The following is a 16,206-nucleotide window of genomic DNA, read 5'->3' on the forward strand; positions in this document are numbered from 1 at the left end:
ACATGAATGCATTGAATATCGGCGTACGCGCCCATGATTTTGGTCAGGGCAGCATTGAGGAAGTCAGCAACCGCATTGGCCAGTATGATGTGTCCTGCGTGCAACTGGCTTTGCCCAAGTCATTTCCTTTTATGGGACCGGACGCCGGGCGTATCACGCCGGGCTTTGCCAGCAAAGTGAAAAACGCCTTCGCTGCACACAATATCGATATTGCTGTGCTGGGTTGCTACATCAACCCCGTGCATCCTGATAAGCAAATCCGTGAAGTATCGCTGCAATGGTTTGAAGAACATTTGCAGTTTGCCAGCGACTTCGGTTGCAAAATCGTGGGAACGGAAACCGGCAGTATTAATGCAGATTGCCTCTGGCATCCCGATAATCATTCAGAGAAGGCGTTTGATGAACTGGTTACCTCTGTGAAAAGGCTTGCCCTGACCGCAGAGAAGTTCGGGGTAATCATCGGTATCGAGGGTGTGGCCCATCACCACATTATTAATACACCGGAACGTTTGTGTCAGTTGCTGGAGGCGGTGGACTCCTCCAATGTAAAAGTGATCTATGACCCGGTGAATTTCTTTCCGGTAAACATGCCTGTCTCTCAGGAGGCTGCCATGGGTGAGATGTTTGCGAAGCTTGGACAGCAAATCGTCGCAGTGCATTGCAAAGACTTCATCACAAAAGACCACAAAAAATTCGGGGATTTACCTTCCGGCACAGGAGAGATGAATCACCGCTATCTTTTTGCCTGGCTGGCCAGATTTAAACCGGATATTCAGATCATTCTTGAAAATACATCTGCCGGCAACATCGACAAGGTACTTACCTTTCTGGATAATCAATTGTAGTTCAACCCTTTTCAAGCGTGTTTGCTCAATCCTCTGTACCCAACCCTCCGGGCAAACACGCAATTTATCCTGTTATTTTTACACCGGCAATTCCCGCGAAACAATTGTAAACCAGCCGTCAAAACAGATTTAAAAACCTGTTAGTTTCATATATTGAATTTTTTGTACTTTTCCGAAAATAGTTTTGGCCACTATTGACCGGTAATTTTGCCCCCGAAAAGCACGATGACTGACCTGACACACCGGTAAACGGCATCAAATCTGCTTATTTTATTACCTTAAAAACCATTATTAATCATAACCTTAAACAAACACCAACAGCTCTCATTTCAATTATGGAACTTTATAGTTAAAAGCTTATTTATCCCTTGACGGCTGATTGTGGATGAAAACGCTTGATTGGAAATGATTGGGCTGTGTTGACGGCTTTTTGGGCCGGGATTACCATCATTTTCGATGTAAACAAAATATTAAAAACATGTACGGAAGACTTACATCGAACTTGGCCGATAACAGCAAATCGAGGTTAAAATGAAAAACTTCAAGGACAACAGAAGAAACACAGGGCAAAACCCTACCCTTGCCCGCAAGCCACTTGCCACACTTATTTCAAACATACTGATTGCAGGATCCTGTGCGTCTCTTTCACTGGCAGCAGTGCCGGCATTAGCACAGCAGAATACCGCTACGCAGCAGGAAGACGCCATTAAAGTGTCCGCTACTGCTAATGCTAATAACGCTGAAACTGCAGAAGCAGAAAATGCAGATGACGAAACAGAAGTTATTGAAGTCAAAGGTATCCGTTTCAGTCAGCGTGGCGCTATCGACCGTAAGAAGATGGCAGGCACCATTATGGACTCCCTTGTAGCTGAAGATGTCGGCCAGTTCCCTGACAAAAACGTGGGTGAAGCCCTGCAACGTATTCCCGGCGTTCAACTTGACCGTGATTTTGGTGAAGGTGCGTCAATCAGTATACGGGGTGTTGAGCCCAGTCTACTCAGGGTCGAAGTCAACAATGTATCAGCCCAGGGCTTCGGCGGCGACCGTGGTGTCGACTTCCGCGCCATGGCGTCAGAACTCATCCGCTCACTGGATGTGATTAAAGGCTCAGAAGCCCGGCTAACTGAAGGGGGTATCGGTGGTACCGTGCAGGTTAACACCCGTAAGCCCAATGAGTTCGATGACAACTTTTTATCGGTCAATGCCGAAGGCCAGTACAACGACCTCACCGGCGAGCCCAATAATCGTTTTAATTTTGTTGGCGTATATAAATTTAATGAAGACTTCGGTGTACTGGCAAACGTAACCAGTGAAAAAAAGAACACCATGATCCACGCTATCCGGAATACGGGATGGCGCAGACTCGCCGATTACGACGACAGCCCGGAAAAGACATTTATAGATGAAGATTTTGCAGATATAACGAACCAGGCAGACTGCGCAACTTCCAGCGACCCGGATTTATGTGAAGCACAATGGTATGACTTTTCGCCACAGCTTCCACGTTACGGTATCTGGGGTCGGGAAGAAGATCGAATCAGCGCAAATATCATGGCGCAATATCGTATAAATGAACGCTTCCAAGCTCATGTGGGCTATACATACAATGACCGCGATAAGACCGCAACTGACCTGAACCTGCACCTGGAATCAGGTTCCGCCGCCCGTGTCGATCCGGCATCTGTAGTGGTTGATGACCAGCACAATGTGACCTATTTTGAGACCATTGCCGCCGGTGTAACCAACCGTACGCTGAATTTCGCCTGGGATCAGACAACGTCTATCTTCGAAACAGGTTTTGAATATGATGCTGATGTATGGAGTTTAGAGGGCTTAGTATCTCGATCTGACTCGAAACAAGACATAGACTCTCGTGATACACATATCACTGCTGAAGGCTTGGCAGGTATTGCTGTAACATTAAACAATGAAGGTATGCCCTCCTGGGATTTCAACGAGGGCTACTTCTATAATGTAGATGACCCAAATGACACGTCTGATACTTTTGATGTCAATGATCCGGCCAGCTATCGCTCCCGCTCACGCTATAAGTACGCCCCAAGCACCGATGAATCTGAAGAAACAATGGCAAAACTGGATTTTACCTACATTCCTGATTCCAACTTCGTCACGAAAATTCGCTCAGGTGTGCAGTACTCGAAACAAGAGCAAATTAATGCAAACTATGAGTACAACATCATCCGTGACGTAGGCCAGACATATAATGGTGAGGAATGGACAGTTGATGATCAAATAGCCCTCATAACTGGCAACACATTTCTTTCCGATGAATTATTCGATGGTTATGACCTACCGGTAAGCACAGTGGGCTCGTACCAAGCTGTAAACACCCAACCATTTATAGATGCCATTCAGGCTATTTCAAACGACAACACCACTCGCCAAGACCTGGATGTAAAGACTGGTAATTATGATGTATCAGTCGAAACACGCGCAATTTACCTACAGGGTGACTTTGAAACATACCTTGGCGAGATGCGCGTTTGGGGTAATCTGGGTGTGCGTTACGTGGAAACAGAAACGGACGCAAACGGTGATGTACGCGAAATTATTATCGTGGACCAGGTGGATGAAAATGGTGACGTATTAACGGATCCGGTAACAGGTGAAGACTTAGCTGGCGTGGAAGATCCAGATGATCCGGATTGGTTTGAAGGTCGCAAGACGGTCAGTGGTGAATACAGCGACACACTGCCGAGCATTAACGTCAACTTTGGCATTATCCCCAATGAGTTGGTGTTGTATGTGGGTGCAGCAAAGGTAATGTCTCGCCCTAAAACTGCAGATCTCAACGTTAATGCAACTTGTACTATCTATAAAACACGTCGTTCTGTAGAAGACGATATTAATGATGTATGCTCCGCGGGTAACCCGGCGCTGAACCCCTATCGGGCCAACCAGTTTGATATTTCGCTTAACTGGTATCCTGATGAGAACACAGTACTATCTGGTGCATACTTCATCAAAGATATTACCAGTTGGATCCTAGACGCGGAAACCAGATATGACGTGGACTTTTTTAGTGACGGTCGCTCGTTTGATGTACGCCAGAAAATTAACGGCTCAGGTGTCACAACAAAAGGTATCGAGCTACAAGCTTCCACCGTGTTCACCTGGTTGCCAGCGCCATTTGATGGCTTCGGCGGTAGCGTGAACTACACCCGCATGTCTGCTGATGATGTAGGCCTATACAACCAGCTTACTGGCGCAGAACTGCCCTTTCCGTCACAATCTGAAGATAGCTACAACATCACGGCGTTCTATGAAACAGACATCTGGAGTATTCGTTTAGCCTACAACTACCGTGATGAATACCTGGCATCGCCGGCAGATCTTTCAGGCAATCCGGTCTTCGTAGAAGACTCAGGATACTTAGATGCCAAAATTGTGTATAACATCACAGAGAACCTGCGTGTCTATGCAGATGGTCGTAACTTAACCGGAGAAGTTAAGTCCTACACGGCTGGTCCACATCGCTTATCAGATTTACAATGGTCTGGCCGCGAGTACGCTGTAGGTGTGACTTACCAATTCTGATACCGACATAGTTAACTTTGCTATATAAGGCTTCCTGACAGGAAGCCTTTCTTTGTTTACTTACCAGGAGCAACCTGTGGAAACCATCGCATTTGTTATGCAATTACGCCCCGGTTTTGAAGCGGAATATGAAAAACGCCATGATGAAATATGGCCGGAGTTGGTGACGCTGTTGAAAGAGGCCGGAATAGAAGACTATTCCATTTTCCTGCATCCGCAGACGCTGCAACTCTTCGCCACACTTAAGCGCCCGGAAAATCACAAAATGGATACCCTGCCGGAGCAGGCAATAATGCAAAAATGGTGGGCATATATGGGCGACATCATGGACCACAATCCCGATAACAGCCCCGTCAGCGCGCCACTGAAGCCGGTTTTTTATCTCAAATAGAGCAACACTTGAGATTTCGGTTAGCCTCACACCATTTTATTTAAAAATTATTCTTTACGCGGACTCATTTACAGAGTAAAAATGCGCCAAATTCGGGTAAGCCGGATCCTACTCTGCCAGCCTGTCTTGCAGCTTACTTTTTTGTCATTGCCGGAGAACTCAATGGCATTTCAATATCCGCCTGTGAAGAGCTATTTCGACGCTGCATCATGCGATGCTGAGGTTAAGTTTGCCTTCGAAAAAGGGCTGCGTTATGCAGGCCACACTCTTATGGTACCCGAAAAGTTCAGCTACTTTACCCTGCCTCACCTGCATGAGCGCTATGTGCTTTTTAATCAGGGTGATGGTTACGACATCGTGTCGAATGTTTGTCTGCACAGACAGGCAAAACTGCTTGAAGGCGCAGGGCGCACACGAAACATCATCTGTAAGTTGCATTGTTGGGGATATGACAACCAGGGCACGCTGCGTGGCACACCGCAATTTGGCGAAAAGCAAACCGGTGCACTGAAAAAAGAGTCACTGGTGAACTGGCACGGCTTACTCTTCCGCGACCGCGCGCCGGACATGGACTTAGAAGCATTGGGTCTTAGCAGCTACATTAACTTCGATGATTATTTTTTCGCTGATCTGGAAACGGCCCGCTATAACTTTAACTGGAAGACATTCATCGAGATTTACCTGGAAAATTACCACGTATTCTCCATGCACCCGGGTTTAAAACAGTACGTGAAAGCCGATGACCTGGAATGGGAATTTGGCAATGACTTCTCAGTTCAGAAAGTGGGACTGGGCCAGGATTTACTGAAAGCGACAACACCTCACTACCGCCATTTCCAGGATGCGCTGGCTGAGCGCTTCGCCGGCAACCTCCCCCGGTACGGTGCGATTTGGTGTTTTATCTATCCCAACATCATGATTGAGTGGTATCCCGAAGTACTGGTTGTCAGCACTGTATATCCGGACGGCCCTCGACACTGTACCAACCACGTAGAGTTTTATTATCCGAAAGCATTCCACGCAAAATCGCCGGAATACTTCACGGCAGAGAAAAACGCCTACATGGAAACCGCTGAAGAAGATGAAGTGGCCTGCACACTGCTGGAAAAAGGCCGTGAAGCGCTTTACCTTTCAGGCGAAGAAGAATTCGGCCCGGTAGACAGTTTTCTTGAAGCCGGTGTTGCCGGTTTTTATGAGTTTTTGACGCCGGCTGAGTAGACAGGGTGGCAGTAGTTATCCTGCCACCATTGCTGATAATTTATGCGTTATACCACTCAAAACCACCAACATTAACGTTCTGAACCGCCTCTTCGCGGGTGTTTTCTGCAACCACATTGCTGAGTGTGACGTTGCTGACCGGCATTTCTGCCTGGCCTTCTATCTTACACAGATACCCGGCTTTGCCCACCCGGACGTTCTGCAAATGAATGCCGGAGATAGTCGTCAGTTTGCGCTCGTAAGTGGGTACAAGATCCTTCCATTGATACAGTACATCTGTTGCTATGGTCAGAGCGCCGCCGTTGATGGCAGGTGCGGTGATATTCTGTAACACTATATTTCGTACATAACCGCCTCTGCGCTCATTGGTTTTGATCAGCATCAGATTGCCCGTGCCTTCATACTCAAACGCTGCGCCGCCTTCAAAATGGCAATCATCAACATACACATTTTCAATGCCACCGGATAATTCACTGCCTATGGCGATTAGCTGATGAGCCCGCTTTATCCGGCAATGCCGGATGACCACATTTTTGCACGGCATGTTTAAGCGCCAGGCGTCCTGATTTCTGCCAGCCTTAATGGCTATTGCATCATCCCCCTGGTCAAACTCACAATGTTCAATCAGCAGACTCTGTGTCATTTCAGGGTCAACGCCGTCATTATTGTGCCCGTACGCTTTTACTGAAACGCCGCGGATAACAACATGCTCACACATGTAAGGATGCAGTACCCAGAACGGGCTGTTTTCGATATCAATATCTTCTATCAGCACGTGTTTACAGCGATTGAAATGCACGAAGTGGGGACGCAGGTTGGCACCTTCATAATCCATTTTACGGGCTTCCACCGGATCGCCTTTCGCTGCCATATGATAAAGATTCGCCAGCGCCTGCATATGTTCAGGCGGACGCTTATACCAAATTTTCCAGGTATCCAGGTTGGCAAAAAGCTTGCCTTCACCGCTGAGCGCAATGTACTCGCATCCGTAAGCGTAAATAAGCGGCGAGTAGTTATAACACTCCATGCCTTCCCAGGATGTTTTTACAGCGGGTAAGTAATCTTTCGGATCCCCTGAAAAAGTAAGCTTAGCACCTTTCCGGACGTGCAAATTCACAAAGCTTTTTAAATGGATTTTACCGCACACCCACTCACCCTGAGGAATAATCACCCGCCCGCGATGGCACCAAAGGCGCGGATATCAAACTCCGGCGTATGAGCAAAGTCGGGAACAATGATATCCGGCATAGCAAAAGGCGTATTGGTCTTAAACGACTGCGTATTCATACCGGCCTGTGATGAGGTGATAACTGAAGATTGCTGACATGCAGCCAGCAAGGCTGCGGACGATGATGCGAGCAGGAAATCCCGCCGGGAAAGACATTGTCTATTGTTATTCCCCATGGCCAGCTCCTTTAAGCGCCCAAATTTTCAAATCGCGGTACTGAAACTTTGTCCACTGCATTTGCCGGAAGCCGAGTTTCCCGTCCTGTAACGGCGGGCCGGTGTCGATGCCGTCTACCACGGGCATATCATCGGTGTAATCGATAACGGTGCGCCCGTTGATTGAAAGTTGAATATGATTCTTATGTTTCACTAAGCGAATATGATTGATGCGGGTATCTGTTGCCGCGATGCCGGGCTCACCTTGTTGCAGTAACGAGAATGTGTTGTTTTTGCGCAGATTAGCGTGTCCCCTTGCCGGATTGTGCGCAGCGTTCGCGTAATATGAAATATGGTAACTGCGAATATCCCCGTTGGTATATTGGGTGAATGTGCCATCCCTTGGAGCAAGGCTTGCATCAAAAATGTCTTCACCATGTATACCTTTTGCGGCAAAAAACACGATAACCAGTCCCGCATCGGTCTTCAGCGCCTGCGCATCCCACTCTGCAATGAAACTGTCAGGCAACGTCTCAGGCATCCAGAACACATGGTGACCCGCTTCGTCGGGCGACCACATTTGCATCCAACCATTCTGAAAGGCTGTCTGGCCCGGGCCTTCCATACGCCAGCCCGCCATATCCGTCTCTGGGGATAAGGGGTTTTGATAAATAATGTCGCCTTTTGTCCATTTTTCTTCAACCACCTGCGCACTGGCAGTCATCCCCGGTGATGCATTACCACTGCAGCCACAGGCCAGTAAAAATAAAGCACCTGCAGCAAAATACGTTCTGACTGAAACCATACTCCCTCCTTGTGCCATAACACTATTTTTCAAATGTGAAACTCTTTGACGATTCACTGGCAATCACAACCGGTCAAATAGTGTTATTTTCGTTCTCGTATGATAGAAGTTAAACAAAGATTAACAAGCGGTTAATATTTTTAGTTTCAGATTTGGTATTAAAGGAATCTCATGGACAGACGGCAATTCATCGTTAACAGCAGTATGGCGGCGTCCGTACCGTTTGCATTGTCAGCAACAGGTTGTGCTTCATCGGTAGCGGGGCAGGCAGCAGGGCAACAGGCAATAAAGCCGGTAACTCGACTGCCCGGTGCACTGAGCTGGCTGGAGGGTGAGCAACCCGCTTATCAACCGGGCACAACGTTCGGCTATCCCTGGCCCCGCGGCGAATTACAAGCTGAAACGCCATTGTCTCTGGTTCATGAATCAGGCACGCAGATCCCATTGCAATCATGGCCCACCGCTTACTGGCCCGATGGCTCGGTTAAGTGGACTGCCCATGCTATTCCGGCAGACGCCCGATGCGGTGATGCGTGTAAAATAGTGAAAGGTAAACCCGCCACGCCAGCTAAGGCGGTATCTGTTGATGAATCAAATCAGCACATCAATGTAGATACCGGTGTCATACAGTTTTCTGTCCCCAAAAAAGGCTCTTCGTTAATCAGCACGCTCACCCGCGATGGCAAGGTAACGGGGAAAGACGCCAAACTGGTGGGAATGCGAAAAGCTTCGCCTGATAGCGACGCCACCAATGAGCATTTTGAATCTCAAATTCAACAGGTCGTTGTGGAACAAAGCGGTCCGGTGCGGGCGGTAATTAAAGTAACCGGCATAAACCGCACCGCATCTCAGCGTGACTGGCTACCTTTCACGTTACGCATGTACGCTTATGCAGGCGGTGAAACCGTACAACTCACCCATTCATTTATCTTCGACGGAGATGCAGAATCCGACTTTATCAGTGGTTTAGGTCTCAGGTTTAACGTGGTGCAAAGAGACGAGCTCTACAACCGCCACGTTCGCTTAGTGGGCGCAGACAACGGTTTATGGGGCGAAGCGGTAAGAGGTATCACCGGGCTGCGCCGTGACCCGGGTGAAGCGGTCCGGAAAGCACAAATTGAGGGTATAGCTCTGCCACCTGAGTCAGAGTGGGATGAACGGGTAACCAGTCGTTTGCATTACATTCCCGTGTGGAACGATGTCACCCTCACCCAGACAACGGCAAACGGTTTCGAAATCCGCAAACGTACGAAAGCCGGTCATGGCTGGATTGGTTCAGATCAGGGACATCGCGCCAGCGGCGCTGGCTACCTCGGAGGCGTGTCCGGCGGGATCCTGTTTGGTATGCGGGATTTCTGGCAATTACACCCGGTGCAAATTGATTTGCGGGACACCGGTCAGGATGAATCCTCTGCCACTATCTGGTTCTACTCTCCTGAAGCCCCCGCGATGGATTTACGTTTTTACCATGACGGCATGGGTCAGGATACCTACGACAAACAACTCGATGCACTGAATATTATTTATGAAGACTACGAGCCCGGATTCGGCGACGCTCATGGTATTGCGCGCACCACAGAATTTACTCTGGCCGTAACCGGCAGTACACCATCCCGCCAGCAAACTATTGATATGGCAGCGGCAATCCGCGAACCGGCCAGACTGATTGCCGCACCGCAGGACTACCTGGCAGCCAACGTATTCGGCGGCTGCTGGAGCTTACCGGACTCATCAACCCCTGCCATGAAGAAGATTGAAGATCGCCTGGCCTGGCAAGTGGAATATTATGCCGGGCAAGTGGAGCAACGTCACTGGTACGGATTCTGGAACTATGGCGACATTATGCATACCTACGACAGCGACCGGCATGTGTGGCGCTATGACATAGGCGGATATGCCTGGGATAATTCTGAGCTCTCGCCGGACCTGTGGCTCTGGTACTCCTTCCTGCGTACCGGCGATCCCACCACCTTCCATCTGGCTGAACGAATGACCCGCCACAACCGCGATGTGGACATTTATCACGCTGGCCGGTTTAAAGGATTAGGTACCCGTCACAATGTGCAGCACTGGGGATGCAGTGCCAAGCAAATGCGGATAAGCACCGCGTCCTATCGCCGTTTTCATTATTTCATTACCGGCGATGACCGCACAGGTGATGTGCTGAGCGAAGTGACAGATGCGGATAAAGCGCTGGCCGTGCTCAACCCTACCCGCAAGGTAGAAAGAGCCAATCCGATCCCCGGCCTGGCGAAAATGGGAGCCGGCACAGACTGGGGCTCTGCCGCCGCAAACTGGCTGACCGCCTGGGAACGTACCGGCGATGATAAGTACAGAGCACGTCTTGCGGATGCCATGACAGTCATCGGCAATCACCCTCAGGGCTTTTTCGCCGGTGCATTTGGGTATGATCCTGAGAAACAGGCGTTAGTACCTTACCCTGAAGCTGACCCAACCCTGTCTCATTTAAGTTCAGTGTTCGGCCTCATCGAAATGTCCACAGAACTAAATCAGCTCATCGATATTCCGGCTTACCGGGAAGCCTGGCTTAAATACGGCCGGCTTTACAGCGCACCAGATGAAGAGCAGGAAGCAGCGCTGGGGAAAGTGATGCGCGGCAACAGTCTTACCGTGGCCCACTCGCGGTTAACCGCCTATGTGGCTGCGCAGGAAAATGATCCTGAACTGGCCAGACGCGCCTGGAAAGAATTCAGGCAGGAATGGGGTGGAGAGAAATCCATTGGCACAACCCGGGTAGCGGGTCCTGATGTGCTAAACCCCGTTGATGAAGCCGCCTGGGTATCGACAAATGATGCCGCCCAGTGGGGCCTGGCCGCTATTCAGAATCTGGCGCTGGTGAAGTCAGCGCTTTTATAGAATGACGCGCTTTCACCGGTAAAGCGCAACAGTGTGTGGAAAAGGTTTGTGTCAGTCAAACCTACCCTTCGGGCGGCAGTTTTGCCGCCCTTTTTTCAACGTCCTTCCTTTTCTGATTTCACTTCGCTGAACCCTCTGTTTCAAATGTGAAATTAATGTCACATATTTTAACATTTCGATGTTAAGCCAATGTAAATCGAGGTAACGTGATTGAAATTGATTATTTCGGTAACGCCGTTACCCGTTTTGGTTTTAAAGAAGGACTTATCATGCCTGCATCAGTTAACGACATCGCGTATTCCACCGTCCGGCAGAACATAGACAAACTCATCGACAACTTGGTGAACATCACCGATGAAACCGGAGAATTCTTACTAAAGCTGGAAGACGGCAGAGTGATAGACACCAAAGGCTGGAATGACTGGGAATGGACCCACGGCATTGGTTTATATGGATTGCTGAAATATTGGGATATCACCGGGGACGATAAGGCCCGTGAAATTATAGAAGACTGGTTTGCTAACCGCTTTGCAGAAGGCACTCCCACGAAAAACGTTAACACCATGTCGCCGTTCCTGACACTGGCATACATGCAGGAACGTACAGGCAACCGCAGCTACCTGCCGTATCTGGATGTGTGGGCCGAATGGATCATGGATGGTATTCCACGCACTGAAGAAAACGGTATTCAGCATATTGTTTTCAACTCGGTAAACTACCAGCAAATGTGGGATGACACGCTGATGATGAGTGTTATGCCGCTGGCAAAAATCGGCTTGCTACTCGACCGTCCTCACTATGTTGAAGAAGCTAAGCGCCAGTTTATGGTACACACCAAATATCTGGCTGATCGTAAGACAGGATTATGGTTCCACGGCTGGACATTCGACGGCCGTCACAACTTTGCTGACGCACTGTGGGCCCGTGGTAATTGCTGGGTCACCATTGCCATTCCTGAGTTTATAGAGCTGCTGGATCTCCCTGAAACCGACGCACTGCGATTGTTTTTGATTGAAACCCTGGAGGCTCAGGTTAAAGCACTGGTCGAAACACAGCATGAAAGCGGTTTGTGGCACACACTGCTGGATGACCCTACTTCTTACCTTGAAGCATCTGCCGCAGCCGGTTTCGCATACGGCATCTTAAAAGCGGTACGCAAAGGCTACATCAGCGATGAATACCGTCCCTGTGCAGAAAAAGCCATTAAAGCTGTGCTTGAAAACATCGATGAAACCGGCGAATTACAGCAGGTCTCGTTTGGTACGCCGGTGTTTGACACCTTACAGGGCTACAAGGATATTCCGCTGACGTCGATGCCTTACGGCCAGTCCATGGCGATTCTGGCACTCGTTGAGTACATGAACGCATACATCTGATTGATTTAATCAAGGAGGAGCGCACCATGGCACGACGCGAACTCAAACCGGTAAACTACGTAGCATACGGCCTCAATGATATTCTCGGGGCCGGCTCCATGGCCGTGATCAGTGGCTGGATATTATTTTTCTATACCACATTCTGCGGCTTGTCAGCCGTTCAGGCCGCCAGTATTTTCGCCATCGCCCGTATACTTGATGCAGTGGCGAGCCCGCTTATTGGTCATATTTCTGATGGATTAGGCAATACCAGACTAGGGCGTCGTTTCGGACGACGCCGGGTATTTCTTATCTTCTCTATTCCTCTGTTACCCAGCTTTGCATTGATGTGGGTGAGCGGTCAGCATTATCTGTATTACCTCGTGACGTATGTCTTTTTCGAGCTGGTCTACGCGGCGGTTATCATTCCTTATGAAACCCTTGCAGCAGAAATGACAGATGACTATAAGAAAAAGGCTAAACTGGCCGGGGCACGCATTCTGACGGGTCAGGTGTCAGCCATCCTGGCCGGCATTTTGCCAAGCTGGATAGTCAGCGCAGTGGGTGGCAAAGAGTCAGCCTCCACCTTCTTAATCATGGGTATCATTTTCTCCGTGCTGTTTATGGTGGTTGTGTTCACCGTATGGCTTTTCACCTGGGAACGGGACGTCAAGGAAGTCGGGGAACAGGAGCTGACCAAAGGCAAAGGCTGGACGGTTTCCGGCACGCTCAAAGCGCTGTATACCAACCTGACCTCTACCATGAAAATCCGTGCCTTCAGGCTGCACCTCGGCATGTATCTGGGTGGTTACATCAGTCAGGACGTATTTAATGCCGTGTTCACGTATTTCGTGGTGTTTGCTATAGGCGGCTCTGTGGTCATTGCATCAGAAATGATGGCCGTAACCTATGTTGCACAGCTCTTTGCCGTCGCAGTCGCAATCCCCATGGTGATGAAATTTGGTCCCGCCCCCAGTTACCGGGTTGCCATTTTGCTTTACATCATTGCCATTGTGTCTCTGGTTGCCATGTATATCACCACCGATAACTTCAACTTCATGTGGCTGATGCTGGGCGTCATTGTTGCAGGATTAGGCCGGGGAGCACTGAACTACATTCCCTGGAACACATACAATTACATGGCTGATGTAGACCAGATTGTGACCGCTCGACGCCGTGAAGGCAGCTTTGCCGGCGTGATGACCTTTATCCGTAAAGCAACCCAGGCCATTGCAGTCATGTCTGTGGGTATTATTCTGGAAGCCGGCGGCTTTATTTCCGGTGCTGAAACCCAAAGCAGCCAGGCCATTTCCACCATCGTCCTGATGCTCGCCATTGGCCCGGTGTTGGTACTCATTTTCGGCTTTTGGGTCTCGACTAAATTTAAGTTATCCAAAGAAACCCACGAAGTGCTGATGAACGAAATTGAGCACTTAAAGCGCGGAGCAACCACACCGACAAGCGAAGAAAATAAAGCCATTGTCGAAGACTTATCAGGCTTCGCTTACCGCGACTTGTGGGGTAATAACACGGTTGGTATTGCACAGGACAACGGTTCATCAGCGGGGAGTCGTCATGAAAATGCCAATGTGTAAAGTATTGCTCACCGCAGCGGTTGCCCTGATGGCCGGGGCTTTGTCTCCGGCAGTCAATGCTGAAGATATTCCCAAATCATGGATTGATAAAGACACCGGCCACCGGGTAATACGCCTGTCAGAAGAACCCGGCTCCCGCTCGCTGTACTTTCATCAAAATGCCTACAGCGCAGATGGCAACAGCATGGTTATTTCGGTGGATAACCCCAGAGGAATCGCCGTGGTTAATCTGAAAGACGGGACTGTTAAGCGGCTGTTTGAAGACCCTGACGCGGGCATATTGTTCATGGGCCCTGCCAGCCGTGATGTATATGTGACCCGTATAGAAGGTGCCGGAAGTGGTGAAGTCGTTGCCAAAAATGAGCTGCAACAGCCCACAGAAGTTCTGGCTATCAATATAGACAATGGCCGGGTCCGGCATGTTGCCACCGTACCGCGGGGAAAAATTCATTCCATCAACAAGGATGAAAGCCTGCTTATTGGTGCATTTGCAGAGCGCGAATACAGCATTGAATCCGGTCCCCGCCACGCCCGTTTCGAAGCACGCTATGAAGCGACCGGTAAAGATGGGAAACCGCTGACCTTTGCAGAAGCCAAAGAAGTGCGCATTAACGAGCGGCTGGAAGCACGTATTCCCATGGAAATGTTTGTAGTGGATACCCAAACCGGCGAACAACGAACCATACATAAAGCCACTGACTGGCTGAATCACATTCAGTTCTCCCCCGCTGACCCGGACAAAATCATGTTTTGCCATGAAGGCCCCTGGCACAAAGTGGATCGCATCTGGACGATGAATGTGGATGGCAGCCATATTCAAAAAATGCACACCCGCAGTATGAACATGGAAATTGCCGGTCATGAGTTCTTTGACCACAGCGGCAGCCGTATTTTCTACGACTTACAAACGCCCCGCGGGGAAGTGTTCTGGTTAGCCAGTGTCGATCTTTCCTCAGGAGAGCGTATCTGGCGGCATATGCCCAGGGACTACTGGTCAGTGCATTTCAACATTTCCCCCGACGGCAAGCTGTTTGCCGGTGACGGTGGCGATGAAGAAATGGTTGCCAGAGCCAAAGACGGCAAATGGATTTATCTGTTCAGAGATGAACCAATAAACGATGTGGCCGGGATCAGTGCCCCTGATGCAGCGTCATTGATTAAACCGGCAACCTTGCAGGCAGAGCGTCTGGTCAATATGGCTGACCACGACTACCGCCTTGAACCTAACGTTACCTTTACCCCTGATAACAAGTGGGTGGTCTTCCGTTCTAATATGCATGGCCCGGTGCACGTTTACGCCGTAGAAGTGGCCAGAGCACAACAACCTTAAGGAAACCGGTTATGTCTGTTTCATTTGATCTAACGAACAAAACAGCCCTGGTGACAGGCGCGAGCCGTGGAATAGGCCAGGCCCTCGCCACCGGACTTGCCAGTGCAGGCGCCAGAGTGATCTGTGCCAGCAGCCGCGCCGGCGGATGTGACGATACTGTTGCCCAAATCCGCGATAACGGTGGCGAAGCCACCGCATTGTCAGCCAATTTAAGTGACGCTGATGCAACACTGGCCCTCGCTGAAGAAGCGTTATCTGTGTATGGCGGCGTGGATATTCTGCTCAATAACGGCGGAACGATTTTCCGGGCACCGGCGACAGATTTTCCGCTGGATAAGTGGCAGGAAGTGATGCGGGTGAATATTGATTCTGCATTTATTTTGTCGCAAGCCATCGGCAAAACCATGGTAGAGCGCCAGTCGGGGAAAATTATCAATATAGCATCGATGCTGAGCTACAGCGGAGGTATAACGGTTCCTGCCTATACCGCCAGCAAGCATGCGATTGCCGGTTTAACCAAAGCGCTGGCCAATGAATGGGGCGCGCATAATGTGCAGGTTAATGCCATCGCACCGGGCTACATCCGTACCGACAATACTCAGGCCCTGCAGGATGATGAAAACCGCAGCACTGAAATTCTCAAGCGTATTCCTGCTAACCGCTGGGGCGAGGCGCAGGACTTACAGGGGGCAGCCGTTTTTCTTGCCAGCGCAGCAAGCAATTACATCAACGGACACATTCTGGCCGTGGATGGCGGATTTTTAGCCCGGTAACCCGTACCGGGCGGGATTGGCAGTTCCCTTCCGGCAGCGGATAAAGGTTAGCTACATAGCAAAAAAGGACACAGTT

General features: G+C 49.7%; 12 protein-coding genes. 9 read left to right on the forward strand and 3 right to left on the reverse strand.

The features are described from left to right. The first annotated feature begins 2 nt into the window (after positions 1 to 2). From DS731_RS18805 to DS731_RS18820, 4 genes are all read left to right on the forward strand, one after another. Positions 3 to 845, forward strand: coding sequence for a sugar phosphate isomerase/epimerase family protein (locus DS731_RS18805; protein WP_119502759.1), 843 nt, complete (start codon positions 3 to 5; stop codon positions 843 to 845). Positions 846 to 1,376: 531 nt separating this feature from the next. Beyond that, positions 1,377 to 4,403: a TonB-dependent receptor gene (locus DS731_RS18810; protein WP_119502760.1), complete on the forward strand. Its 3,027-nt coding sequence runs from the start codon at positions 1,377 to 1,379 to the stop codon at positions 4,401 to 4,403. A 76-nt stretch (positions 4,404 to 4,479) separates the two neighbouring features. Continuing rightward, positions 4,480 to 4,794: an L-rhamnose mutarotase gene (gene rhaM, locus DS731_RS18815; protein WP_119503507.1), complete on the forward strand. Its 315-nt coding sequence runs from the start codon at positions 4,480 to 4,482 to the stop codon at positions 4,792 to 4,794. Positions 4,795 to 4,956: 162 nt separating this feature from the next. Next, positions 4,957 to 6,012, forward strand: a complete 1,056-nt coding sequence (locus tag DS731_RS18820; protein WP_119502761.1) for an aromatic ring-hydroxylating oxygenase subunit alpha — start codon at positions 4,957 to 4,959, stop codon at positions 6,010 to 6,012. 40 nt (positions 6,013 to 6,052) lie between these two features. Here DS731_RS18820 and DS731_RS18825 read toward each other — a convergent pair whose 3' ends face one another. From DS731_RS18825 to DS731_RS18830, 3 genes are read right to left on the reverse strand one after another with little or no spacing between them, the layout of a single operon-like run. Then, complete coding sequence (locus tag DS731_RS18825; RefSeq protein ID WP_202980674.1) at positions 6,053 to 7,129, reverse strand: glycoside hydrolase family 28 protein; 1,077 nt, start codon at positions 7,127 to 7,129, stop codon at positions 6,053 to 6,055. 50 nt (positions 7,130 to 7,179) lie between these two features. After that, positions 7,180 to 7,416: a hypothetical protein gene (locus tag DS731_RS22160; protein ID WP_202980675.1), complete on the reverse strand. Its 237-nt coding sequence runs from the start codon at positions 7,414 to 7,416 to the stop codon at positions 7,180 to 7,182. Beyond that, a complete protein-coding gene (locus DS731_RS18830; protein ID WP_202980676.1) occupies positions 7,406 to 8,200 on the reverse strand; it encodes a DUF1961 family protein in 795 nt (264 codons plus the stop codon). The genes DS731_RS22160 and DS731_RS18830 overlap by 11 nt, the downstream gene beginning before the upstream one ends. Positions 8,201 to 8,371: 171 nt before the next feature. Here DS731_RS18830 and DS731_RS18835 point away from each other — a divergent pair, with 171 nt between their 5' ends. From DS731_RS18835 to DS731_RS18855, 5 genes are all read left to right on the forward strand, one after another. Further along, positions 8,372 to 11,077: an exo-rhamnogalacturonan lyase family protein gene (locus DS731_RS18835; protein ID WP_119502763.1), complete on the forward strand. Its 2,706-nt coding sequence runs from the start codon at positions 8,372 to 8,374 to the stop codon at positions 11,075 to 11,077. 206 nt (positions 11,078 to 11,283) lie between these two features. After that, positions 11,284 to 12,453, forward strand: coding sequence for a beta-galactosidase BglB (gene bglB / locus DS731_RS18840; protein WP_202980677.1), 1,170 nt, complete (start codon positions 11,284 to 11,286; stop codon positions 12,451 to 12,453). A 26-nt stretch (positions 12,454 to 12,479) separates the two neighbouring features. Further along, positions 12,480 to 14,027 (forward strand): MFS transporter, encoded by a 1,548-nt coding sequence (locus tag DS731_RS18845; protein ID WP_119502764.1) that lies wholly within the window; start codon positions 12,480 to 12,482, stop codon positions 14,025 to 14,027. Next, entirely contained in the window at positions 14,008 to 15,357 is a 1,350-nt protein-coding gene (locus DS731_RS18850) for an oligogalacturonate lyase family protein (RefSeq protein WP_202980678.1), read from the forward strand. Before DS731_RS18845 ends, DS731_RS18850 begins: the two co-directional genes overlap by 20 nt. 11 nt (positions 15,358 to 15,368) lie before the next feature. Then, on the forward strand, positions 15,369 to 16,130 hold the full coding sequence (locus DS731_RS18855; RefSeq protein WP_119502765.1) for a glucose 1-dehydrogenase: 762 nt from the start codon (positions 15,369 to 15,371) through the stop codon (positions 16,128 to 16,130). Positions 16,131 to 16,206: the final 76 nt, after the last annotated feature.

It is taken from the genome of Alteromonas sp. RKMC-009 (assembly GCF_003584565.2).
Lineage (GTDB): Bacteria > Pseudomonadota > Gammaproteobacteria > Enterobacterales > Alteromonadaceae > Alteromonas.

What these genes read in the sequence shown, in the direction of transcription:
- DS731_RS18830 (WP_202980676.1), bottom strand. Translation starts at nt 8,200, where the DNA reads ATGGTTTCAGTCAGAACGTATTTTGCTGCAGGTGCTTTATTTTTACTG.
- DS731_RS22160 (WP_202980675.1), bottom strand. Translation starts at nt 7,416, where the DNA reads ATGGGGAATAACAATAGACAATGTCTTTCCCGGCGGGATTTCCTGCTC.
- DS731_RS18835 (WP_119502763.1), top strand. Translation starts at nt 8,372, where the DNA reads ATGGACAGACGGCAATTCATCGTTAACAGCAGTATGGCGGCGTCCGTA.
- DS731_RS18845 (WP_119502764.1), top strand. Translation starts at nt 12,480, where the DNA reads ATGGCACGACGCGAACTCAAACCGGTAAACTACGTAGCATACGGCCTC.
- DS731_RS18820 (WP_119502761.1), top strand. Translation starts at nt 4,957, where the DNA reads ATGGCATTTCAATATCCGCCTGTGAAGAGCTATTTCGACGCTGCATCA.
- DS731_RS18810 (WP_119502760.1), top strand. Translation starts at nt 1,377, where the DNA reads ATGAAAAACTTCAAGGACAACAGAAGAAACACAGGGCAAAACCCTACC.
- DS731_RS18855 (WP_119502765.1), top strand. Translation starts at nt 15,369, where the DNA reads ATGTCTGTTTCATTTGATCTAACGAACAAAACAGCCCTGGTGACAGGC.
- DS731_RS18805 (WP_119502759.1), top strand. Translation starts at nt 3, where the DNA reads ATGAATGCATTGAATATCGGCGTACGCGCCCATGATTTTGGTCAGGGC.
- DS731_RS18850 (WP_202980678.1), top strand. Translation starts at nt 14,008, where the DNA reads ATGAAAATGCCAATGTGTAAAGTATTGCTCACCGCAGCGGTTGCCCTG.